This is a genomic window from Streptomyces sp. AC602_WCS936 (genome assembly GCF_019049125.1).
In the GTDB taxonomy this organism is placed as follows: Bacteria; Actinomycetota; Actinomycetes; order Streptomycetales; family Streptomycetaceae; genus Streptomyces.
Genome location: NZ_JAGMUF010000078.1, coordinates 1 through 23,648 on the forward strand (window position 1 = coordinate 1; position 23,648 = coordinate 23,648).

At 71.5% G+C, this 23,648-nt stretch carries 15 protein-coding genes and 1 pseudogene; 12 read left to right on the top strand and 4 right to left on the bottom strand.

Annotation, left to right across the window (positions count from 1 at the left end; genetic code table 11):
• Nucleotides 1–229: pseudogene (locus KUM03_RS24760) on the bottom strand (hypothetical protein); the annotation flags it as partial.
• 140 nt (nucleotides 230–369) lie between these two features.
• On the opposite strand from KUM03_RS24760, the gene mtnA reads away from it, so the two are divergent.
• The 7 genes from mtnA (at nucleotide 370) to KUM03_RS24795 (ending at nucleotide 9,119) form a co-directional block, all read left to right on the top strand.
• Nucleotides 370–1,512 (top strand): S-methyl-5-thioribose-1-phosphate isomerase, encoded by a 1,143-nt coding sequence (gene mtnA, locus KUM03_RS24765; protein ID WP_217251510.1) that lies wholly within the window; start codon nucleotides 370–372, stop codon nucleotides 1,510–1,512.
• A gap of 4 nt (nucleotides 1,513–1,516) precedes the next feature.
• Nucleotides 1,517–2,206 carry a two-component system response regulator MtrA gene (gene mtrA, locus KUM03_RS24770; RefSeq protein ID WP_191862447.1) on the top strand — a complete coding sequence of 230 codons (690 nt, stop codon included), beginning with the start codon at nucleotides 1,517–1,519 and terminating at the stop codon, nucleotides 2,204–2,206.
• A gap of 1 nt (nucleotide 2,207) precedes the next feature.
• Nucleotides 2,208–4,286 (top strand): MtrAB system histidine kinase MtrB, encoded by a 2,079-nt coding sequence (gene mtrB, locus KUM03_RS24775; RefSeq protein WP_217251511.1) that lies wholly within the window; start codon nucleotides 2,208–2,210, stop codon nucleotides 4,284–4,286.
• Nucleotides 4,276–6,114 (top strand): LpqB family beta-propeller domain-containing protein, encoded by a 1,839-nt coding sequence (locus KUM03_RS24780; RefSeq protein WP_217251512.1) that lies wholly within the window; start codon nucleotides 4,276–4,278, stop codon nucleotides 6,112–6,114. Before mtrB ends, KUM03_RS24780 begins: the two co-directional genes overlap by 11 nt.
• Nucleotides 6,115–6,211: 97 nt before the next feature.
• Nucleotides 6,212–7,129: a ComF family protein gene (locus tag KUM03_RS24785; RefSeq protein WP_217251513.1), complete on the top strand. Its 918-nt coding sequence runs from the start codon at nucleotides 6,212–6,214 to the stop codon at nucleotides 7,127–7,129.
• 314 nt (nucleotides 7,130–7,443) lie between these two features.
• Nucleotides 7,444–8,136, top strand: a complete 693-nt coding sequence (gene hpf, locus KUM03_RS24790) for a ribosome hibernation-promoting factor, HPF/YfiA family (protein WP_217251514.1) — start codon at nucleotides 7,444–7,446, stop codon at nucleotides 8,134–8,136.
• A gap of 224 nt (nucleotides 8,137–8,360) precedes the next feature.
• On the top strand, nucleotides 8,361–9,119 hold the full coding sequence (locus KUM03_RS24795; RefSeq protein ID WP_217251515.1) for a response regulator transcription factor: 759 nt from the start codon (nucleotides 8,361–8,363) through the stop codon (nucleotides 9,117–9,119).
• 29 nt (nucleotides 9,120–9,148) lie between these two features.
• Here the strand turns inward: KUM03_RS24795 and KUM03_RS24800 are convergent, their stop codons facing one another.
• Both KUM03_RS24800 and KUM03_RS24805 read right to left on the bottom strand, forming a co-directional pair.
• Nucleotides 9,149–10,351: a winged helix-turn-helix domain-containing protein gene (locus tag KUM03_RS24800; RefSeq protein WP_217251516.1), complete on the bottom strand. Its 1,203-nt coding sequence runs from the start codon at nucleotides 10,349–10,351 to the stop codon at nucleotides 9,149–9,151.
• Nucleotides 10,352–10,407: 56 nt separating this feature from the next.
• Entirely contained in the window at nucleotides 10,408–10,977 is a 570-nt protein-coding gene (locus KUM03_RS24805) for a GNAT family N-acetyltransferase (protein WP_217251517.1), read from the bottom strand.
• A gap of 277 nt (nucleotides 10,978–11,254) precedes the next feature.
• On the opposite strand from KUM03_RS24805, the gene secA reads away from it, so the two are divergent.
• A complete protein-coding gene (secA, locus tag KUM03_RS24810; RefSeq protein WP_217251518.1) occupies nucleotides 11,255–14,101 on the top strand; it encodes a preprotein translocase subunit SecA in 2,847 nt (948 codons plus the stop codon).
• Nucleotides 14,102–14,204: 103 nt separating this feature from the next.
• On the opposite strand, the gene KUM03_RS24815 is transcribed toward secA, so the two are convergent.
• Nucleotides 14,205–14,936: an Rv3235 family protein gene (locus KUM03_RS24815; RefSeq protein ID WP_217251519.1), complete on the bottom strand. Its 732-nt coding sequence runs from the start codon at nucleotides 14,934–14,936 to the stop codon at nucleotides 14,205–14,207.
• Nucleotides 14,937–15,253: 317 nt separating this feature from the next.
• Here KUM03_RS24815 and KUM03_RS24820 point away from each other — a divergent pair, with 317 nt between their 5' ends.
• The 4 genes from KUM03_RS24820 to KUM03_RS24835 all read left to right on the top strand — a co-directional run.
• Complete coding sequence (locus KUM03_RS24820; RefSeq protein ID WP_217251520.1) at nucleotides 15,254–15,772, top strand: hypothetical protein; 519 nt, start codon at nucleotides 15,254–15,256, stop codon at nucleotides 15,770–15,772.
• A 50-nt stretch (nucleotides 15,773–15,822) separates the two neighbouring features.
• Nucleotides 15,823–16,497: an HAD family hydrolase gene (locus KUM03_RS24825; RefSeq protein WP_217251521.1), complete on the top strand. Its 675-nt coding sequence runs from the start codon at nucleotides 15,823–15,825 to the stop codon at nucleotides 16,495–16,497.
• Between the two features lie 728 nt (nucleotides 16,498–17,225).
• Nucleotides 17,226–22,166, top strand: a complete 4,941-nt coding sequence (locus KUM03_RS24830; RefSeq protein WP_217251522.1) for an NAD-glutamate dehydrogenase — start codon at nucleotides 17,226–17,228, stop codon at nucleotides 22,164–22,166.
• Nucleotides 22,167–22,280: 114 nt separating this feature from the next.
• On the top strand, nucleotides 22,281–23,648 hold a 1,368-nt coding region (locus tag KUM03_RS24835), incomplete at its 3' end, for a hypothetical protein (protein WP_217251523.1).

Consider the following 23,648-nt stretch of genomic DNA (forward strand, 5'->3'; position numbering starts at 1 on the left):
GGGGTGGGGGCGGGGCCTGTCCGGGGCCGGAGGGGGCGGACCACTGGCCCGGGGGCGGCTGCTCCTTGGACCACTTCGTGTCGGGGCCTGTCGGCTCCGTGCCCGGCTGGTCCGCGGGCTGCGCGGGCTGGTCGGGACCGCCGGGGCGGTCGGCGGGGCCGGACGCGCCGGGCTCCCGCCCGTCGGACGGGGCGGATCCGGGCGAGGCCCAGCCCGGAGTGTCGTTCATCGTCGCTCCTTCACGGTGCCCGTCCGCGGTCGCGGCGGCAGGTTGGCAGCCATCGTGCCATGGGGTGCTCCGGCGCGGACCGGGCGCGGTATGGGGTGCGCACCTTCAATTGTCCGCCGGACAGGGGGCAGACTGACCGCATGGCTGATCAGGACGCGCGAAGCGGCGAGGACAAGCGGCCGACGGGGATCCCGGCACTGCGCTGGGAGGAACCTCCCGAGGGCCCGGTGCTGGTCCTGCTGGACCAGACCAGGCTGCCGGCCGAGGAGGTGGAGCTGGTCTGCACGGACGCGCCCGCGCTCGTGGAGGCGATCCGTTCGCTCGCCGTGCGCGGGGCTCCGCTGCTCGGCATCGCGGGCGCCTACGGCGTCGCGCTCGCCGCCGTCCGGGGCTTCGACGTGGCGGAGGCCGCGGACGCGCTGGCGGGGGCCCGCCCCACGGCGGTGAACCTCGCCGTCGGCGTACGCCGGGCCCGGGCCGCCCATCAGGAGGCGCTCGTCAGGACCGGTGACGCCGGTCAGGCCGCCACGGCGGCGCTGGCCGCCGCGCGGGCGCTGCACCGGGAGGACGCCGAGGCCAGCGCCCGGATGGCCGCGCACGGGCTGGCGCTGCTGGACGAGCTGCTGCCCGCGGGCGGGCACCGGGTCCTCACGCACTGCAACACCGGTTCGCTGGTGTCGGGAGGTGAGGGCACGGCCTTCGCGGTGGCGCTCGCCGCGCACCGGGCGGGGCGGCTCAGGCGCCTGTGGGTGGACGAAACGCGTCCGTTGCTGCAAGGTGCTCGCCTGACGGCTTACGAGGCGGCGCGCAACGACATGCCGTACACCTTGCTCACCGACAACGCGGCCGGTTCGCTGTTCGCGGCGGGTGAGGTGGACGCGGTGCTGATCGGTGCGGACCGCATCGCGGCCGACGGTTCGGTCGCGAACAAGGTGGGCAGCTATCCGCTCGCCGTGCTCGCGCGGTACCACCATGTGCCGTTCATCGTGGTGGCACCGGTCACGACGGTGGACCCGGACACGCCGGACGGGGCGTCCGTCGAGGTCGAACAGCGCCCCGGATATGAAGTGACCGAGGTCACAGCACCGCAGGTGCCGGTGACGGGAGCGGGAGGCGGGATTCCGGTGGCACCCCTGGGGACCCAGGCGTACAACCCGGCGTTCGACGTGACTCCGCCCGAGTTGGTGACGGCGATCGTCACCGAGGAGGGCGCGGTCTCGCCCGTGACCACCGAGGCCCTCGCCGAGCTGTGTGCCAGGTCACGCCAGGTCACGATTAGCTAATGGGATGATGGCGTTTATGAAGGGACGAGTCCTTGTCGTCGACGACGACACCGCACTGGCCGAGATGCTCGGCATTGTGCTGCGTGGTGAGGGTTTTGAGCCATCGTTCGTAGCCGACGGCGACAAGGCGCTGGCCGCCTTCCGGGAGACCAAGCCCGATCTGGTGCTGCTCGACCTGATGCTGCCCGGCCGGGACGGCATCGAGGTGTGCCGCCTGATCAGGGCGGAGTCGGGTGTGCCGATCGTGATGCTGACGGCGAAGAGTGACACCGTCGACGTCGTGGTGGGCCTGGAGTCGGGCGCCGACGACTACATCGTGAAGCCGTTCAAGCCGAAGGAGCTGGTCGCCCGTATCCGGGCGCGCCTGCGGAGGTCCGAGGAGCCGGCACCGGAGCAGCTCGCGATAGGCGACCTGGTCATCGACGTGGCCGGTCACTCCGTGAAGCGGGACGGGCAGTCGATCGCGCTGACGCCGCTGGAGTTCGACCTGCTGGTGGCGCTTGCCCGCAAGCCGTGGCAGGTGTTCACGCGGGAGGTGCTCCTCGAGCAGGTCTGGGGCTACCGGCACGCGGCCGACACCCGGCTGGTCAACGTGCATGTGCAGCGGCTGCGCTCCAAGGTCGAGAAGGACCCGGAGAAGCCGGAGATCGTGGTGACCGTCCGTGGCGTCGGTTACAAGGCCGGGCCGAGCTGACATGAGCAGGGACAGTGCCGCTTCGGCGCCCGGCCGGTCCGGGGCCCGCGCCGGACGGCCTGTCGGCCCACCGCCCGCAGGTTCCCGCTGGAACCGGCTGCTGGAGGGCGGGCTGCTGAACGGCGGGGTGCAGGGCAGCCCGGTGCTCCGGCTGTTCATGCGCTGGGTGCGCCGGCCGCTGCTGCCCGTCATGCGGCTGTGGCGGCGCAACATCCAGCTCAAGGTCGTCGTCACCACACTGCTGATGTCACTCGGCGTGGTGCTGCTGCTCGGTTTCGTCGTGATCGGGCAGGTCCGCAACGGTCTGCTGGACGCCAAGGTGAAGGCGTCCCAGAGCCAGGCCACCGGCGGGTTCGCGGTGGCCAAGCAACGGGCCGAGGAGGACGCGGGCGTCACCGGCGACGACGGCGCGTCCGTCGGGGACGGCCGTCCCTCGCAGAACGTCATCCAGTGGATGAGCGAGCTGGTGAAGTCGCTCTCCAGCGGCGGCCAGGGCGCCTTCGACGTGGTCACCCTGCCCATGGGCGGCGAGGGCGGCAGTGGACGCGGTCCGCGCGCCTCCGGGGTGGTGAACTGGTCGGTCAGCGTGCCGGAGGAGCTCCGGGAGCGGATCGACAGCAGCACGGCGGCGGCGCAGAGCTACACCCGGATCGTCTACGACTCCGACCAGCCCTCCCAGCCCGGCCTGGTCATCGGCAAGCAGGTCAACGACCCGAACGGTGAGCCGTACCAGCTGTACTACCTGTTCCCGTTCACGCAGGAGGAGAAGTCCCTCAGCCTGGTCAGGGGCACCCTGGCGACGGCCGGGCTCTTCGTGGTGGTCCTGCTCGGGGCGATCGCCTGGCTCGTGGTGCGCCAGGTCGTCACACCCGTACGAATGGCGGCCGGCGTCGCCGAGCGGCTGTCCGCCGGGCGGCTGCAGGAACGGATGAAGGTCACCGGCGAGGACGACATCGCGCGGCTCGGCGAGGCCTTCAACAAGATGGCGCAGAACCTTCAGCTGAAGATCAGCCAGCTCGAGGACCTGTCGCGGATGCAGCGGCGGTTCGTCTCCGACGTGTCGCACGAGCTGCGGACGCCGCTGACGACCGTCCGGATGGCGGCCGACGTCATCCACGACGCGCGCGTGGACTTCGATCCGGTGACCGCGCGGTCGGCGGAACTCCTCGCGGACCAGCTGGACCGGTTCGAGACGCTGCTCGCGGACCTGCTGGAGATCAGCCGCTTCGACGCGGGCGCGGCGGCACTGGAGGCCGACGCGACAGACCTCCGGGAGGTCGTACGGCGGGTCGTCAGCGGGGCCGAACCGCTCGCGGACCGCAAGGGCACGCGGATACGCGTGGTCGGTGACCAGCAGCCCGTCGTCGCCGAGGCGGACGCCCGGCGCGTGGAGCGCGTCCTGCGCAACCTCGTCGTCAACGCCGTCGAGCACGGCGAGGGCAACGACGTGGTCGTCAAGCTCGCCGCGGCCGGCGGCGCCGTCGCCGTGGCGGTGCGCGACTACGGCGTCGGACTCAAGCCGGGAGAGGCTACCCGGGTCTTCAGCCGCTTCTGGCGGGCCGACCCGGCACGCGCGCGTACCACCGGCGGTACGGGTCTCGGCCTGTCGATCGCCCTGGAGGACGCGCGGCTGCACGGCGGCTGGCTGCAGGCCTGGGGCGAGCCGGGCGGCGGCTCGCAGTTCCGGCTGACGCTGCCCAGGACCGCCGACGAGCCGCTGCGGGGCTCGCCGATACCGCTGGAACCGACGGACTCGCGGCGCAACCGCGGGCTGGAGGACGCCGGTCTGGGCGAGGCCGCCGCGCCGCGGGACGCGGAGAAGGCGGCCACCGTTCCGGCGCAGACGTCGGCCGGTCAGGCGACCTCGGTGTCCGCGCGGGGACCGATTCCGCCGCGGTCGGCGACGGCGGCGCCCACCGCCGACCCGACGGCGCTGCCCGGCAACGGCGCGCGCGTGGTGCCGCGGCCCCAGTCGGGCGCCCGGAGACAGGACGACGGGCCCGCGCCGGAGGCGGCGAGCCGCCCGGACGCCGGGCCGGAAGAATCGAGCAGGCAAGGGGAGGCAACTCGTGGGCGCTGACCGCGAGGGGAGCGGCCGGCGGCCGGCGCGCGCGGTGACGTACGCGGTCTGCGGCGTCGTACTGCTGGCCGGTTGTGCGTCCATGCCCGACAGCGGGGACGTGCGCGGGGTGGACTCCACGCCGCGGCAGGACCCCCAGGTGCGGGTGTTCGCGATGCCGCCGCGGGAGGACGCCCCGCCCACGGAGATCGTCCAGGGCTTCCTGGAGGCTCTGACCAGCAACGATCCGCAGTACGAGACGGCGCGCAAGTATCTGACGGGTGAGGCGGCCAAGACCTGGCGGCCGCAGCGGTCGACGACGGTGCTGGCGGGCGGGCCGGGGACGGAGACCGACCACTCGGGGAACCGGGAGGAGGCCAACGACTACTCGGTCACCCTGACCGGCACCCGGGTCGCCACGGTGGACGCGCAGCAGTCGTACACGCCGGCGGAGGGGGAGTACCGGGAGGCGGTCCACCTCACCCGGGCCGGCAAGAACCGGCAGTGGCGCATCGACGTGCTGCCGCAGGGCGTCATCATGGGCAAGTCGGACTTCCAGCGCACCTACATGTCCGTCAACAAGTACTTCTTCGCCTCGAACACCTCTCCCACCACGCGGGCCGGCACCAGCCGGCAGCCGGCGGCCGTCGCCGACCCCGTGTACGTGCGCCGGCTCGTGGACCCGATGACCCAGGTGGTGGAGTCCCTGTTCAGCGGGCCGACGCGGCTGCTGGGGCCCGTGGTCAGGTCGAGCTTCCCCACGGGTACGGCGCTTGCGAAGACCACCGACCCGCTGACGCCCGACGACCACAACAAGCTGACGGTGCCGCTGAACGACAAGGCGGCCGGCGTCGGCAGGGACAAGTGCGACGAGATGGCGGCGCAGCTCCTGTTCACCGTGCAGAGCCTCACTCCGGTGGTGGACGAGGTCGAGCTGCGCGCGGGTGGCGAGCAGCTGTGCTCGCTCACCGAGGACCGGGCCGAGACGGTCGCGACGCGCGGCTCGGCCCACCGGCCCGACTACCTGTACTTCGTCGACGACCAGGATCGCCTGGTGCGCATCGCCGCCGGCAGCAAGGGGACACGGGCCGAACCCGTCCCCGGGGCGCTGGGCGAGGGAGCGGTGCGCCTGCGGTCGGTCGCGGTCTCGCGCAACGAGCACAGCGCGGCCGCCGTCGGTCTCGACAACAAGTCGCTGTACGTCGGCTCCCTGGTGTCGGGCGGCTCGCTCGGTGAGCCCGTGCTCGTCAGCAAGGGCAAGACGGAGCAGGACCGGCTCACACCGCCGAGCTGGGACGCCCAGGGCGACCTGTGGATCGCCGACCGCGACCCGGCCGACCCCCGGCTGCTGCTGCTGAAGGAGGGCGCGGGCGAGCCGCTGGAGGTGCGGACCCCGGGCCTGGACGGGCGGATCCAGGCCGTGCGAGTGGCGGCCGACGGCGTGCGGATCGCGCTGATCGTGGAGAAGGGCGGCGAGCGCTCGCTGCTCATCGGGCGGATCGAACGGGACGGGAAGGCGGGCGACCAGTCCGCGGTCACGGTCCTCGAGCTGCGCTCCGCGACCCCCGAGCTGGAGGAGGTCACGGCCATGTCCTGGGCCGGTGACAGCCGGCTCGTGGTGGTCGGACGCGAGCGCGGGGGCGTGCAGCAGATCGGGTACGTCCAGGTCGACGGCTCCACACCGGAGGTCTCGGTGCCCGCCGCGCTGACCGGGGTGAAGGAGATCGCCGCGACCGAGGACGAGACGCTGCCGCTGGTGGCGTACTCGGAGGACCTGATCGTGCGGCTGCCGTCCGGGCTGCAGTGGCAGAAGGTGACGGAGGGGACGGCACCGGTCTATCCGGGGTGACGGCCCCCGCGGGGCTCTCCCTTGTTTTCCACAGGCCCTTTTCCATCGTTTTCCACAGGCCTGGTGGAGATGTGCGGGCGTTGGCACAGTGGTGGCCGTGCGGGAATGGTGGCGGGACCTCACGGACCTGGTGCTGCCGGCCGAGTGCGGAGGCTGCGGCAGGGCCCGGTCGGTGCTGTGCCCTCGCTGCCGTACGGCACTGAGCGGGGCCGCGCCGTGCCGGGTGCGGCCCGTGCCGGAGCCGCCCGGGCTGCCGGTGGTGCACGCGGCCGCGCGGTACGCGGACGAGGTGCGGGCCGCTCTGCTGGCCCACAAGGAGCGGGGCGTGCTGGCGCTCACGGCACCGCTCGGTGTGGCCCTGGCCGGGGCGGTGCGGGTGGGACTCGGGGAGGTGTGGACGCGTGGCCGGGGGCCTCGGGCGGGTGTCCGGGAGGGGGAGGCGGCCGTACGCGCGCGGGGGCCGGTGCTGCTCGTGCCCGTGCCGTCGGCCCGCCGTGCGGTGCGGACGCGCGGGCACGATCCGGCGCGGCGCATCGCTCTGGCGGCCGCCGGGGAGCTGCGGCGGACCGGGACCCCGGCCCGGGTGCTGGCCGTGCTGCGGCAGCGGCACGCCGTGGCCGACCAGTCGGGCCTCGGCGCCCGGCAGCGGCTGGACAACCTGGCCGGCGCGCTGGCCGTGGTCACCGGGGGTGGACGGCTGCTGTGCGGGGGCGGACCGGTCGTCCTCGTCGACGACCTGATGACGACCGGGGCGTCGCTGACGGAGGCGGCACGGGTCCTGCGCGCGGCGACGGCCGGGGAAAAGCCCTGCGTGTCTGAGCGGACGACGGGTCCGGGAACGTACTGGACGGCGAAATCGGCTGTGTATCCCGCGGCGGCAGGGGAAGGCAGAGAGGAACGGAAGGCCGGACCCCGAATGGCGGGTCCGAACGGAGGCGGTGGCGTGATCGGTGAAGTGATCTGCGCGGCGGTGGTCGCGGCTTCGCCAGATTCTTTCGAATTAAACCGGAACTGACTGAGAACTTATGTCGTTGCAGGTGATGAGAGGATCAATTCACCGGAACGGAGGTACCCCGCGGTAGAGGGTGACGACATCCGTCCGGGCGAGATATGTTCGGTTGTGAGGCAAAGCCGCAGGCCACACCTCTTGAATCCGAATGCCGTGCTGCGGGTTTTCACCGTCATCACCCGCACCGGTGGAGTGGAGATCCTGCCCACGGGGGAGGAGGTGGACGTCACCGAGTCCGAGGTTCCGGGATAGACCGGGGCCTGGTGCAAAAGGGAGATGCTCCGCCGTCGAAGCGGAGTGATCCGGGAACGGAGTTCTGCGTGGACATCGTCGTCAAGGGCCGCAAGACCGAGGTGCCCGAGCGGTTCCGGAAGCACGTGGCCGAGAAGCTGAAGCTGGAGAAGATCCAGAAGCTCGATGGCAAGGTGATCAGCCTCGACGTCGAGGTGTCCAAGGAGCCGAACCCCCGGCAGGCCGATCGCTGTGACCGAGTGGAGATCACGCTCCGCTCCCGCGGTCCGGTCATCCGGGCGGAGGCGGCGGCGAGCGACCCGTACGCGGCGCTCGACCTGGCGGCGGAGAAGCTCGGCGCCCGGCTGCGCAAGCAGCATGACAAGCGCTTCTCGCGCCGCGGCGCGCGCCGGATCTCGGCGGCCGAGGTCGCCGACCACGTCCCCGGCGCGGCGACGCTCAACGGGCACGGCGAGGTCGTCCCGCAGGAGCAGCAGGACGCGGTACCCACCAAGAAGATCGGCTCGCTCGAGGTCCAGGGCGACGGCCCGCTCGTCGTCCGCGAGAAGACCCACGTGGCCGCGCCGATGAGCCTGGACCAGGCGCTCTACGAGATGGAGCTGGTCGGGCACGACTTCTACCTGTTCGTCGACTCCGAGACGAAGGAACCCAGCGTCGTCTACCGGCGGCACGCCTACGACTACGGCGTGATCCACCTCACCACGGACACGATGGTCACCCAGGCGCACGCTCCCGAGGCGGGCGATGCGCTGGGCGGCTGACGACGCCGGATGACAGCGGAACCGGTGCCCCTGGAGCGTGTGTGCGCCCCCAGGGGCACCGGTGTGCGACGGTGCGCGAGGGTGTGCGACCCCTTCGTGGCCCGCTGGTCCCCCCGGTGTCGGCCGGGCATGGAATCATGGCGGCAACGGCCCAACCGGTGGGGCGTTGCTCTGGGTTGGCGATGGATCAGGACCACAGGCCGCAGCCTTCAGGGGGAGGAACCATGGCGGAGACTTTCGGACCGATGCGGGGCGAGGGCGTCGACGACGGGATCGACGACCGGGCGCCCGGCATGGGCCCGGACGCGGCCTCTGTGCGCGAGGAGCCGATCAGGGTCCTGGTCGTGGACGACCACGCACTGTTCCGCCGCGGCCTGGAGATCGTCCTGGCGGCCGAGGAGGACATCCAGGTCGTCGGGGAGGCCGGTGACGGCGCCGAGGCAGTGGAGAAGGCCGCCGACCTGCTGCCGGACATCGTCCTGATGGACGTGCGGATGCCCAAGCGTGGCGGGATCGAGGCCTGCACCTCCATCAAGGAGGTGGCTCCCAGCGCCAAGATCATCATGCTGACGATCAGCGACGAGGAGGCCGACCTGTACGACGCGATCAAGGCAGGGGCGACGGGTTATCTGCTCAAGGAGATCTCGACGGACGAGGTGGCCACCGCCATTCGCGCGGTGGCCGACGGGCAGTCGCAGATCAGTCCCTCCATGGCGTCGAAACTCCTCACCGAGTTCAAGTCGATGATCCAGCGGACCGACGAACGCCGGCTGGTGCCCGCGCCGCGGCTCACGGACCGCGAGATCGAAGTCCTCAAGCTCGTCGCCACGGGAATGAACAACCGGGACATCGCCAAGGAACTGTTCATTTCCGAGAACACCGTGAAGAACCACGTGCGCAACATCCTGGAGAAACTGCAGCTGCACTCCAGGATGGAGGCGGTGGTCTACGCGATGCGGGAGAAGATCCTCGAGATCCGCTGACGGCCGAGGCCGGAGCGGTCGCCGCCGGTTCAGGCGAGCAGGCGGGCCAGCTCTGCCGTGAGGGCCTCGCGCAGCTCCGGCGCGTCGACGCGTTCCACCCGTACGTCCGTGCACTCCACCCAGTCCGCCGCCTCGACCAGGGCCTGGGCCACCGGCGCGGCGGCCTTGGGGCCGTCCAGCGTGACCTGCTTGGCGACCAGGGTGCGGCCCTCACGCGCCGGGTCCACGCGGCCGACGAGCCGGCCACCGGCCAGGACGGGCATCGCGAAGTAGCCGTGCACCCGCTTCTGCCGGGGCACGTAGGCTTCCAGGCGGTGGGTGAAGCCGAAGATCCGCTCGGTGCGGGCACGCTCCCAGACCAGGGAGTCGAAGGGCGAGAGCAGCGTCGTGCGGTGACGGCCGCGCGGGGGTGTCAGCAGGGCCTCCGGGTCCGCCCAGGCCGGCCTGGACCAGCCCTCCACCGTGACCGGGACCAGGCCCGAGTCGGCGATCACCGCGTCGACCTGCTCGGCCTTGAGGCGGTGGTAGTCCGCGATGTCCGCGCGCGTGCCGACGCCCAGGGACCGACCGGCCAGTCGGACCAGGCGGCGCAGGCACTCGGTGTCGTCCAGGTCGTCGTGGAGCAGCGCGGCCGGGACGGCGCGCTCGGCCAGGTCGTACACCCGCTTCCAGCCGCGGCGCTCGACGCAGACCACCTCGCCGTACATGAGCGCGCGCTCGACGGCGACCTTCGTGCCCGACCAGTCCCACCACTCGCTGGTCTTCTTCGCGCCGCCCAGGTCCGTCGCGGTGAGGGGGCCTTCGGTGCGGAGCTGCTTTACGACCTGGTCGTAGACGCCGTCGGGGAGCTGGTGGTTCCAGTGCGGGCGGTCGCGGTAGGCGCGGCGGCGGAAGGCGAAGTGGGGCCACTCCTCGATGGGGAGGATGCAGGCGGCGTGGGACCAGTACTCGAAGGCGTGGGGTCGTGCCGGAGGCGCGCTGTCGGAAACACGCCGCCAGTAGGCGTCCTCGACGGTCTTGCGGCCCACCGCGCCCAGGCGGGCGTACGGGATGAGTTCGTGGGAACGGGCGAGGACGGAGATGGTGTCGAGCTGCACCGCGCCCAGGTGACGGAGGACACCGCGGACGCCCGCGCGGCGGTCGGGGGCGCCGAGAAAGCCCTGTGCGCGGAGGGCGATGCGGCGGGCCTCGTCGGCGGAGAGCTCCGTGGTGGGGGGCGGGAGGGTCGTCATACGTCGGCACGATAGGGGGTGGGTCTGACAGTGGGCGGCGCTGTGACAGGCGCGGGTCAGGTTCGTGCGGGCAGGTACGGGGCCGTCGACGGGAGGGAGAGGTCCGAGGGGAGGAGGGAGCCGATCCAGGCGTCGCGGCGGGTGCCCTTGTTGTTGATCGCGGAGCGCAACGTGCCCTCCATGGTGTAGCCCGCGCGCTGGGCCACCGCGCGGGATGCCGTGTTGCCGACCTCGGCGCGCCACTCCAGACGGTCGATCGCGCGCTCGGTGAAGGCCCAGCGGGAGACGGCGACGGCGGCCTCGGTGACGTAGCCGTGGCCGCGGTGTTCCTTGGCACCCCAGAACCCGATCTCGCCGACGCCCAGGGAGATCATCGTGACGCCGAGCATCCCCACCAGGTCCCCGGCGGGGAGGAAGAGGCCGAAGGTGAACATCGAGGCGTTCGCCCACCCGTCGGGGACCATCTGCTCCGTGAAGCTCCGTGCGTGCTCGTGGAGGTAGGGAGAGGGGATCGTGGTCCAGCGCTGGACGTCGGGGTCCTGACAGGCTGCGTACACGGCCTCGGTGTCCTGGGGGCCCACCGTGCGCAGGACGAGACGGTCGGTGGTGAGCGTGACGGGTTCCATCGGCCGATTCTGCGGGGCGGTCCGCGGTGGGCGCCAACTTTTTGCCGTGCGTGAACAGGCGGTCACTTTTCGCGCAATTCGCCGACGGGTGCGGCACCATCCGCGGTGCCCGGACGTTGAATCGAGTGACGGCAGACCGGAAGCTGGATGAAGGAGCACACGGTCCCCGTTACAGCGGGCTCCCGGGGCGGCGGGGTCCTCGCTTACGATGGCCGTTGCTCAGTACGTCACAGGAAATCGACCGTCCCAGGCCCGACCGGCAAGGAGACCAACCCCCGTGTCCGTCCTCTCGAAGATCATGCGTGCAGGCGAAGGCAAGATCCTGCGCAAGCTGCACCGCATCGCGGACCAGGTCAACTCCATCGAAGAGGACTTCGTCGACCTCTCCGACGCCGAGCTGCGGGCCCTCACCGATGAGTACAAGCAGCGGTACGCCGACGGTGAGAGCCTGGACGACCTGTTGCCCGAAGCCTTCGCCACCGTCCGCGAGGCCGCCAAGCGCGTCCTGGGCCAGCGCCACTACGACGTGCAGATCATGGGCGGCGCGGCCCTGCACATGGGATACGTCGCCGAGATGAAGACCGGTGAGGGCAAGACCCTCGTCGGTACCCTGCCCGCCTACCTCAACGCCCTGTCCGACGAGGGCGTGCACATCGTCACGGTCAACGACTACCTGGCCGAGCGCGACTCCGAGCTGATGGGCCGCGTCCACAAGTTCCTCGGGTTGAACGTCGGCTGCATCCTGGCCAACCAGACGCCGGCCCAGCGCCGCGAGATGTACGGCTGCGACATCACCTACGGCACGAACAACGAGTTCGGCTTCGACTACCTGCGCGACAACATGGCCTGGTCCAAGGACGAGCTCGTCCAGCGCGGCCACAACTTCGCCATCGTCGACGAGGTCGACTCCATCCTGGTGGACGAGGCCCGTACGCCGCTGATCATCTCCGGACCGGCCGACCAGGCCACCAAGTGGTACGGCGACTTCGCCAAGCTGGTCACGCGGCTGAAGAAGGGCGAGGCCGGCAACACCCTCAAGGGCATCGAGGAGACCGGCGACTACGAGGTCGACGAGAAGAAGCGCACCGTCGCCATCCACGAGTCCGGTGTCGCCAAGGTCGAGGACTGGCTGGGCATCGACAACCTCTACGAGTCGGTGAACACGCCGCTGGTCGGCTACCTGAACAACGCCATCAAGGCCAAGGAACTCTTCAAGAAGGACAAGGACTACGTCGTCCTCGACGGCGAAGTCATGATCGTCGACGAGCACACCGGCCGTATCCTCGCCGGCCGCCGCTACAACGAGGGCATGCACCAGGCGATCGAGGCGAAGGAAGGGGTGGACATCAAGGACGAGAACCAGACGCTCGCCACGATCACCCTGCAGAACTTCTTCCGCCTCTACAAGCGCCACGACCACAACGGCAAGGAACAGCCCGGCCTGTCCGGCATGACCGGTACGGCGATGACCGAGGCCGCCGAGTTCCACCAGATCTACAAGCTCGGCGTGGTGCCCATCCCGACCAACCGGCCGATGATCCGCAAGGACCAGTCGGACCTGATCTACCGCACCGAGGTCGCGAAGTTCGAGGCGGTCGTCGACGACATCGAGGAGAAGCACCGCAAGGGCCAGCCGATCCTCGTCGGCACCACGTCGGTCGAGAAGTCCGAGTACCTCTCGCAGCAGCTCAGCAAGCGCGGCGTCCAGCACGAGGTGCTCAACGCCAAGCAGCACGACCGGGAGGCGACGATCGTCGCCCAGGCGGGCCGCAAGGGCTCCGTGACGGTGGCCACGAACATGGCCGGCCGTGGTACGGACATCAAGCTCGGCGGAAACCCCGAGGACCTCGCCGAGGCGGAGCTGCGCCAGCGCGGCCTCGACCCCGAGGAGCACATCGAGGAGTGGGCCGCGGCCCTGCCCGCTGCCCTGGAGCGGGCCGAGCAGGCGGTCAAGGCGGAGTTCGAGGAGGTCAAGGACCTCGGCGGCCTCTACGTGCTGGGCACCGAGCGGCACGAGTCGCGCCGTATCGACAACCAGCTGCGCGGCCGTTCCGGCCGTCAGGGCGACCCCGGCGAGTCCCGCTTCTACCTCTCCCTGGGCGACGACCTGATGCGCCTGTTCAAGGCTCAGATGGTCGAGCGCGTGATGTCGATGGCGAACGTCCCGGACGACGTGCCGATCGAGAACAAGATGGTCACCCGCGCGATCGCGTCCGCGCAGTCCCAGGTCGAGACCCAGAACTTCGAGACCCGCAAGAACGTCCTGAAGTACGACGAGGTCCTCAACCGGCAGCGCGAGGTCATCTACGGCGAGCGGCGTCGCGTCCTGGAGGGCGAGGACCTGCAGGAGCAGATCCAGCACTTCATGAACGACACGATCGAGGCGTACGTACGCGCGGAGACCGCCGAGGGCTTCCCGGAGGACTGGGACCTCGACCGGCTGTGGGGCGCCTTCAAGCAGCTCTACCCGGTGAAGGTCACCGTCGAGGAGCTGGAGGAGGCGGCCGGCGACCGGGCCGGACTGACCGCCGACTACATCGAGGAGTCCATCAAGGACGACGTCCTCGAGCAGTACGAGGCGCGCGAGAAGCAGCTCGGCTCCGAGATCATGCGTGAGCTGGAGCGCCGGGTCGTACTCTCGGTCCTGGACCGCAAGTGGCGCGAGCACCTCTACGAGATGGACTACCTCCAGGAGGGCATCGGCCTGCGCGCGATGGCGCAGAAGGACCCGCTGGTCGAGTACCAGCGCGAGGGCTTCGACATGTTCCAGGCCATGATGGACGGCATCAAGGAGGAGTCCGTCGGCTACCTGTTCAACCTGGAGGTCCAGGTCGAGCAGCAGGTCGAGGAGGTCCCGGTCGAGGACGCGGCGCCGTCGCTGGAGAAGGGCGCGCAGGACGCCGTCCCGGCCCAGGCGGGCGCCCGCCCGGAGATCCGCGCCAAGGGTCTCGACGCCCCGCAGCGCCGGAACATGCACTTCTCCGCGCCGACCGTGGACGGCGAGGGCGGCGTCGTCGAGGGCGACTTCACCACCGACGAGGAGCCCGCGCGCTCCTCGTCCGACGGCCTCACCCGCGCGGAGCGCCGCAAGCAGGCCAAGGGCGGACGCCGCCGCAAGAAGTGACCGTGCGGTGCCCGCGGGCACCGTGGCCGCCGAAGGGCCGGACGCCTCCCTGCGTCCGGCCCTTCGGCCTTTCCCGGTGAAGGGCCCAGCCGCCGGGCAGGGCTCAGTCGTCGTCCGCGTGCGGCCTGCGCGGGCCGCCCAGTTCCACCGCCGTGCAGCGCCAGCGCAGGTCCCGGCCCTGCTCCAGGCGGAAGGCCATCGCGCGCAGCTGGTCGCCCGCGCCGATGCGGGCGAAGACCTCCAGGGCGCCCGGCCGGGGCTCGAAGTAGCCGATGTCACGGACGACGGGGAGGGCGCCGCGCGTGCGCAGGGGGCCGCGTTCGGCGAGGTGGGCCAGTTCGTCGTAGGCGCGTCCGGCGGTGTGGCGGAGCATCGAGTGGACGGGGCGCCGGCCGCTGAGCACGTTGAGCAGCAGCTCGGCGAAGCGGTCGGTCGGGCGGAGCTGCGGTACGGGACGGCGAGGGGCCTGGGCGGGCACGACGGGCCCTGCCGCGGGCGGAGCCTCGCGGCGTACGGCCGGGACGGCGGAGCCCGGCAGAGCGGCGCCGGCAGCCGTGCGCGCACCCGTCCTGGGGGTGCGGCCCGGCCCTGTCGCGGACGGTCGGGTGTCCGCCGGCCGGGTACGGGCCCGAGGGGACCGGCCCGGGGAGCCCGGCGGACGACCACCGGGTGCCGTGGACCGTACGGCGCCGCCGCCCGGCCTGCGGGGCGGTGCGGCGCCGGGGACGCACGGCGGGGAGCCCGCGGGGGCGAGTGCCGCTGCGGTCGGCGCGACTGCGGTGGCCGGTGCGGGGCGGAGCGGGCGGGACTGCGTCCTGGTCATGACCTTGCGCATGGGGGCTCCCCGGTTCGACGGCCCGGCTGATACCGGGCAGTAACTTGCGGTCGGGGATCTTGTACGGGGCGGCGGAACGGTGCGGCAAGAAGGATCGCGACCCGGTCGAGGGCACGGCAGATTCACCTATCCGGGTGGTCGGGGTCTCGGAAGGCCCGGCGTGGCGCGGGACCACCGGGTGAGTTCCGGGACGGAAGTGGACGCGTCAGGCGTCACGGGTGGGGACTCGAAAGGGGACACCCGCACGTATCCTGAAGGCTCTTCCCGGCCTCTCCCGGGCACCCGGCGGAGCCCCCGACCACGAAAGCGGCAGCCTCATGCGCGTCTACGTTCCCCTGACCCTCTCCGGTCTCGCCGAGGCGCACAGGACGGGACAGCTGGGAACCGGGCCGCTCGTCGCCCACGCCGTCACACCGGCGCTGCGCGAGTGGTACCTCTCGGACGACATCGAGGAGCTGGAGTACGCCGCGCTCAACCGGGCCGCGCTGGCCTCGCTGCGGCTGCTGGCGGCCGACGCCGGGGCGCCGCGGCGCCGGGTCGTGGTCGCCGCCGACGTACCCGACGGGGCGGCCACCGCCGACCCGGACCGCGGGCCCGATCCCGCCGCGCTGGGCGAGGTGCGGGTGGCCGGCCCCCTGCCGCTGGCCAAGGCGGCCTCGGTGCACGTCGACTCCGCCGACGCCGAGGCGGACGTGACCGCCGCGGCCGGGGCCCTCGCGGCGGCGGACGGCGGGGACGACGACGCGCGGTTCGTGGTGGACGGGGCGGAGGACCACGAGCTGCTCTGGTACGCGACGCAGGAGATCGCGAGCCTGGTCGAGGCCGCCGGCGACTGACGCCGCGGCGGCCCGCCTTGATTGTCAGTGGCGGCGGGTACGTTTTTGGCATGGGGATGCAGACAGGGGCGCACATCGTCTGGGACTGGAACGGGACACTGTTCCACGACAACGACGCGATCATCGGTGCGACGAACGCCGCCTTCGCCGAGCTGGGGCTGTCGCCGATCACGCTGGAGCAGTACCGGGCGCTGTACTGCGTGCCGGTGCCGAAGTTCTACGAGCGGCTGATGGGTCGGCTGCCCACCGACGCCGAGTGGCAGCTCATGGACGGGACCTTCCAACGCCACTACACCGAGCACCGGGTGCGGTGCGGGCTCACGGAGGGCGTGGCGCAGCTGCTCGCGGACTGGGGCTCGGCGGGGCGCAGTCAGTCGATCCTCAGCATGTACGGGCACGAGGAGCTGGTGCCGCTGGTCAAGGGCTTCGGGATCGAGTCGCACTTCATACGCGTCGACGGGCGGACCGGGCCGTCCGGGGGCAGCAAGGCGGAGCACATGGTGCGGCACATCGCCGCGCTGGCCGGTTCGGCGGGGGTCGATCCCGCGCGCACGGTGGTGATCGGGGATGCCGCGGATGACGCGGTGGCCGCGGGGCGGGTGGGGGCGCGGGCGGTGCTTTACACCGGGGGGTCGCACAGTCGGGCGAGTCTTGAGGGGGCTGGGGCGCCGGTTGTGGACACGTTGGCGGAGGCGGTTGTGGAGGCGGCGCGGTTGGCGGCGTGAGGCTGCCGCCGGTTTGCGGGGCCTGGGAGGCCGTCGGCTGTGTGCTGACCGGCGTCGGTGTGGGCGAGGGGGGTGGGTCGCGCAGCCCGGCGCTGCGGGGTGCCTCCCCCACTCTCGGCTTCTCCCCCACGCTCGGCTTCGCTCGCGCGGGAGGGACCCCCATGAGCGGGAGGTGCCCCCACCGCCCACCCGTGCCGCCCTGGGGGTACCTCCCAGGCCGTTCAGGCACTGGGGGAGGCACGACTGCCCGCAGCTGCGTGGGGTGCGGCGCGACTGCCCGCAGCTAGGGCGGTGCGGTGTCTCTGTGCAGAACGTCAAAGTTTGGGTCCTGGTTTTGTACACATACGGGTCGTGACGGGAGCCCGGCGGGGAGCGATAGCCTTGTGGCGTGATCAGCGCGATAGCTCGCGGGGGCACCGTTGCCTCCGCCCTGCGCCCGGTGAGCACGGACGACATCCGTGTCCGGGCGGCGGTCGCTGGTCTTCGCGGGCGGGACGGGGCATCGAAGGCCCCCGGTACGACGCCGCGCACTCCCCGGACGGTGACGACGAGAGCGACGTCACACCTGGTGAACGTGGCGACATTGGCTGATATGCCCCCGCTCCTCTCACCTTGCGGCATAGCGTCTGAACGGACCGGACACCCCGTGTCCCGAGGGCGTGCCGGAAGGCAGGAGACCGTACTTCCTTCAACGTCACGCAACGGCGCGCGACAGGAGCCAGAGGACAATGCAGACCAAGCTGGACGAAGCCAAGGCCGAGCTGCTCGAAAGGGCTGCGCGGGTAGCTGAGAACAGCCCGGTCGGGGGGCACCTACCGACTGGGACGACGGACGAGGGCACGCCGGGCACCCCGGACCAGGCATCCGTGTTCGCGTTCCTGAGGCGCTACTACCGGCACACCGCCCCGGAGGACCTGACCGACCGCGACCCGGTCGACGTCTTCGGAGCCGCCGTCTCGCACTACCGGCTGGCCGAGAACCGCCCGCAGGGCACCGCGAACGTGCGGGTGCACACCCCGACCGTCGAGGAGAACGGCTGGACGTGCAGCCACTCCGTGGTCGAGGTGGTCACCGACGACATGCCCTTCCTCGTCGACTCCGTGACCAACGAACTGACCCGGCAGGGCCGCGGCATCCACGTCGTGGTCCACCCGCAGATCGTGGTGCGGCGCGACCTCACCGGCAAGCTCGTCGAGGTGCTCACCGGCGGCCCCTCCGCCGACCTGCCGCACGACGCGCACGTCGAGTCCTGGATCCACGTCGAGATCGACCGCGAGACCGACCGCGGCGACCTGAAGCAGATCACCGCCGACCTGCTGCGCGTCCTCAACGACGTCCGCGAGACCGTCGAGGACTGGGGCAAGATGCGCGACGCCGCCGTCCGCATCGCCGAGCGGCTGCCGGACGAGCCGACCCCCGGCGACCTGCCGCCGCGGGAGCTGGAGGAGGCCCGCGAGCTGCTGCGCTGGCTGGCCGACGACCATTTCACCTTCCTCGGCTACCGCGAGTACGAGCTGCGCGGCGACGACTCCCTGGCCGCCGTCGCCGGCACCGGCCTCGGCATCCTGCGCTCCGACCCGCACCACGCGAGTGACGAGAGCCACCCGGTCAGCCCCTCCTTCGAGCGGCTCCCGGCCGACGCCCGGGCCAAGGCCCGCGAGCACCGGCTGCTGGTGCTGACCAAGGCCAACAGCCGGGCGACCGTGCACCGGCCGTCGTACCTGGACTACGTCGGCGTCAAGAAGTTCGACGAGAACGGCAACGTCGTCGGCGAGCGCCGCTTCCTCGGGCTCTTCTCCTCCGCCGCCTACACCGAGTCCGTCCGCCGGGTGCCGGTGATCCGGCGCAAGGTGGAGGAGGTGCTGGAGCGGGCCGGGTTCTCGCCCAACAGCCACGACGGCCGGGACCTGCTGCAGATCCTGGAGACCTACCCGCGCGACGAGCTGTTCCAGACGCCGCCCGACGAGCTCCAGTCCATCGTCACCTCCGTGCTCTACCTCCAGGAGCGCCGCCGGCTGCGGCTCTACCTGCGCCAGGACGAGTACGGGCGCTACTACTCGGCCCTCGTCTACCTCCCCCGCGACCGCTACACCACCGGCGTCCGGCTGCGGATCATCGACATCCTCAAGGAGGAGCTCGGCGGCACCAGCGTCGACTTCACGGCCTGGAACACCGAGTCGATCCTGTCCCGGCTGCACTTCGTGGTCCGCGTCCCGCAGGGCACCGAGCTGCCGCACCTGTCCGACGCCGACAAGGAGCGCGTCGAGGCCCGCCTCGTCGAGGCCGCCCGCTCCTGGGCCGACGGGTTCGCCGAGGCGCTGACCGCCGAGTTCGGCGAGGAGCACGCGGCGGAGCTGCTGCGCCGCTACGGCAGCGCCTTCCCGGAGGGCTACAAGGCCGACCACGGCCCGCGCTCCGCGGTCGCCGACCTCGGTCACCTGGAGCGGCTCGACGAGGAGAAGACCTTCGAGCTGAGCCTGTACGAGCCGGTCGGCGCCGCGCCCGAGGAGCGCCGGTTCAAGATCTACCAGAAGGGCGGCACGGTCTCCCTGTCCGCGGTGCTGCCGGTGCTCAGCCGGCTCGGCGTCGAGGTCACCGACGAGCGGCCGTACGACCTGCGCTGCGCGGACCGCACCACGGCCTGGATCTACGACTTCGGCCTGCGCATGCCGAAGTCGGTGGCCGGCGGCGCCGACTACCTCGGCGACGACGCTCGCGAGCGCTTCCAGGAGGCCTTCGCCGCGACCTGGAACGGGCAGGCGGAGAACGACGGCTTCAACTCCCTGGTGCTCAGCGCCGGGCTGACCTGGCGGCAGGCCATGGTGCTGCGCGCGTACGCCAAGTACCTGCGGCAGGCCGGGTCGACGTTCAGCCAGGACTACATGGAGGACACCCTCCGCAACAACGTCCACACCACGCGCCTGCTGGTCTCCCTCTTCGAGGCGCGGATGGCCCCGGAGCGCCAGCGCGCCGGGCGGGAGATCGTCGACGCCTTGCTCGAAGAGGTCGACGCGGCCCTCGACCAGGTCGCCAGCCTCGACGAGGACCGCATCCTGCGCTCGTTCCTCACCGTCATCAAGGCGACGCTGCGGACGAACTTCTTCCAGAAGACGAACGACGGCAAGCCGCACGACTACGTCTCCATGAAGTTCGACCCGCAGGCCATCCCCGACCTGCCCGCGCCGCGCCCGGCGTTCGAGATCTGGGTGTACTCGCCGCGCGTCGAGGGCGTGCACCTGCGCTTCGGCAAGGTCGCCCGCGGCGGTCTGCGCTGGTCCGACCGTCGGGAGGACTTCCGCACCGAGATCCTCGGCCTGGTCAAGGCGCAGATGGTGAAGAACACCGTCATCGTGCCGGTCGGTGCCAAGGGCGGCTTCGTCGCCAAGCAGCTGCCGGACCCGAGCGTCGACCGCGACGCCTGGATGGCCGAGGGCATCGCCAGCTACAAGACGTTCATCTCGGCGCTGCTCGACATCACCGACAACATGGTGGCCGGCGAGGTCGTGCACCCGGCGGACGTCGTCCGGCACGACGAGGACGACACGTACCTCGTCGTCGCCGCCGACAAGGGCACGGCGAAGTTCTCGGACATCGCCAACGAGGTCGCCGAGTCCTACAACTTCTGGCTCGGTGACGCCTTCGCCTCCGGCGGCAGCGCGGGCTACGACCACAAGGGCATGGGCATCACCGCCCGCGGCGCCTGGGAGTCCGTCAAGCGGCACTTCCGGGAGCTGGGCGTGGACACCCAGACCCAGGACTTCACGGTCGTCGGCATCGGCGACATGTCCGGCGACGTGTTCGGCAACGGCATGCTGCTGTCCGAGCACATCCGTCTGGTCGCCGCCTTCGACCACCGGCACATCTTCGTCGACCCGAACCCGGACTCGGCCACCTCGTACGCCGAGCGGCGCCGTCTGTTCGAGCTGCCGCGCTCCTCGTGGGAGGACTACGACACCGCGCTGATCTCGGCCGGTGGCGGAATCTTCCCGCGCTCGGCCAAGTCGATCCCGGTCAACGCCCACATGCGCGAGGCCCTCGGCATCGAGTCGGGCGTCACCAAGACGACCCCGGCCGAGCTGATGAAGGCGATCCTCAGCTCCCCGGTGGACCTGCTGTGGAACGGCGGCATCGGCACGTACGTCAAGGCCTCCACCGAGTCCAACGGCGACGTCGGCGACAAGGGCAACGACGCCATCCGCGTCGATGGCAAGGACCTGCGCGTCCAGGTCGTGGGCGAGGGCGGCAACCTGGGCCTGACCCAGCTGGGCCGGATCGAGTTCGCCCGCACCGGCGGCAAGATCAACACGGACGCCATCGACAACAGCGCGGGCGTGGACACCTCCGACCACGAGGTGAACATCAAGATCCTGCTCAACGGTCTGGTCAAGGACGGCGACATGACCGTCAAGCAGCGCAACAAGCTGCTGGCCCAGATGACCGACGAGGTCGGCGCCCTGGTCCTGCGCAACAACTACGCGCAGAACACGGCGATCGCCAACGCGCTCGCCCAGTCCAACGACATGCTCCACGCCCAGCAGCGCTTCATGCGCCACCTGGTGCGCGAAGGCAGCCTCGACCGGGCCCTGGAGTTCCTGCCCACCGACCGCCAGATCCGCGAACGCCTGGGCGCCGGACAGGGCCTGACCGGCCCGGAGACGGCCGTACTGCTGGCGTACACGAAGATCACGGTCGCCGAGGAGCTGCTGCACACCTCGCTGCCGGACGACCCGTACCTCAAGGGCCTGCTGCACGCCTACTTCCCGACGGCGCTGCGCGAGCAGTTCCTGGACCAGATCGACGGCCACCCGCTGCGCCGCGAGATCACCACGACCGTGCTGGTCAACGACACGGTCAACACGGGCGGTACGACGTACCTGCACCGGATGCGCGAGGAGACCGGCGCGTCGCTGGAGGAGATCGTGCGGGCGCAGACCGCGGCCCGGGCGATCTTCCGCTCCTCCCCGGTGTGGGACGCGGTGGAGGCCCTGGACACCAAGGTCGAGGCCGCCGTCCAGACCCGCATCCGCCTGCACTCGCGGCGCCTGGTCGAGCGCGGCACGCGGTGGCTGCTCAACAACCGGCCCCAGCCGCTGGAGCTCGCCGAGACGGTGGACTTCTTCGCCGAGCGCGTCGAGCAGGTCTGGTCGCAGCTGCCGAAGCTGCTGCGCGGCGCGGACGCGGAGTGGTACCAGCACATCTTCGACGAGCTGACCGCGGCCGGTGTCCCGGACGAGCCGGCCACGCGGGTGGCCGGGTTCTCCTCGGCCTTCCCGACGCTGGACATCGTGTCGGTGGCCGACCGCATGGGCAAGGAGCCGCTGGACGTCGCCGAGGTGTACTACGACCTCGCCGACCGGCTCAGCGTCACCCAGCTGATGGACCGGATCAGCGACCTCCCCCGCAATGACCGCTGGCAGTCCATGGCCCGCGCGGCGATCCGCGAGGACCTGTACGCGGCGCACGCGGCGCTCACCGCCGACGTACTGGCGGCCGGCAACGGCACGTCGACGCCGGAGCAGCGGTTCAAGGCGTGGGAGCAGAAGAACGCGGCGATCCTCGGCCGGGCCCGCACCACGCTGGAGGAGATCCACAACTCGGAGGACTTCGACCTGTCCAACCTGTCGGTGGCGATGCGGACGATGCGGACGTTGCTGCGCACGCACTCGTGACGGTGTGATGCCGTAGCCGCACAGCGGTGTGAGGCGCCCCGGGTCGAGGTGACCCGGGGCGCCCTCATGTCCGGTCTGCCTGGTCTGTCCGGAAACTCCGCATAAGGTGACGGAGTGACTGGGCGTCTCTGGACCGCACGCGTCGCCGCGCTCGTCCTCCTGCTGCTCCTGCTCCTGGCGGTCGTCCGGCTGCCCTGGGCCGGTGACCTCGGCATCCACGCGGCCACCGTCGAACGACTGCGGCACAGCCTGACCGACCCCGGCAACCCCCTGGTCGACGCGGACACGCCGAGCCCGTACTACTCGCCGTGGACGGTGCTGCTCGGTGCCCTGGCCGAGCTGAGCGGGTTCTCGGTCTTCGTCGTGCTGCGGATCGGGGCGCTGGTGGCGCTCGGGGTGCTGGTGACGGGGGTGTGGCGGTACGTCCGCACGCTGAGCGGGCACCCGGCGGCGCCGCCGCTCGCGTTGCTGTGCCTGGTGCTGTTGTGGGGCACGGAGGAGTTCAGCTGGAGTGGCTTCCTCGGCTTCCACTCCCTCGCGCTGACGGTGGCCTATCCGAGCGTGCTCGCGCTCGGTCTCGCGTTCCACCTGTGGGCGTGGCTGGCGCGGCGGCCGGCCGGTCGGTGGGTCTGGGCCGGGTGCGGGGTGCTGTGGGCGGTGATCCTGCTCGTGCACCAGTTCTCGGGGGTCGTCGCCTCGTTGGGCGCGCTGGCCGTGGTGCTCGGCTCCCGGGCGGGGTGGCGGGTCTGGGGGCGGCTGGGCGTGGGCCTGCTGCTGGGGGTGGTGGTGCTGTGGGCCTGGCCGTACTACGACTTCTTCGCCCTGCTCGGTGCGGGGGACGGGATGAACGCCGTGCACCGGTCGCTGTACCGGGACCTGCCCGGGCGGTACTGGCTGGTGCTGGTGGGAGTGGCGGCGCTGGGGGTGCGGTGGTGGCGGGACCGGCGGGACGTGCTGGTGCTGTTCTTCGCGCTGGGCGCGGTGGTCTTCGCGGCGGGTGGGGTGAGCGGGCACTGGTCCTGGGGGAGGGCGCTGCCCGCCGCGCTGATCCCGGCGCAGCTCGCGGTGGCGCTGGAGGTGGTGGGGGCAGGGCGGCGGGCGGTGCGGACGGTGTGGGTGTGCGTGCTGGGCGCGGCGCTGGTGGTGGGGGCGTGGGCGCAGGCGGGGGCGCTGGGGTACGTGGTGGACCGGGGGCTGCTGCCTGGGGTGGTCGAGGCGAAGTACCGGGAGCCCTGGACGGGGTACCAGTGGATCACGCCGTGGGTGGGGTACGGGGACGTGGTCATGGCGCGGAAGTTTCCCTCGCGGCAGATTCCGGCGTACGGGGCGTACACGGTGGCTCCCGGGTATCCCGACTTCTTTCTGCGGGACGAGGGGGAGCGGGTGGCGGCGGTGCGGGCGTACTTCTCGGAGGGGGCGGTGGGGAGCGTGCGGCGGGGGATCTTGCGGGAGTACGGGGTGCGGTGGGTGGTGGATCGGGGG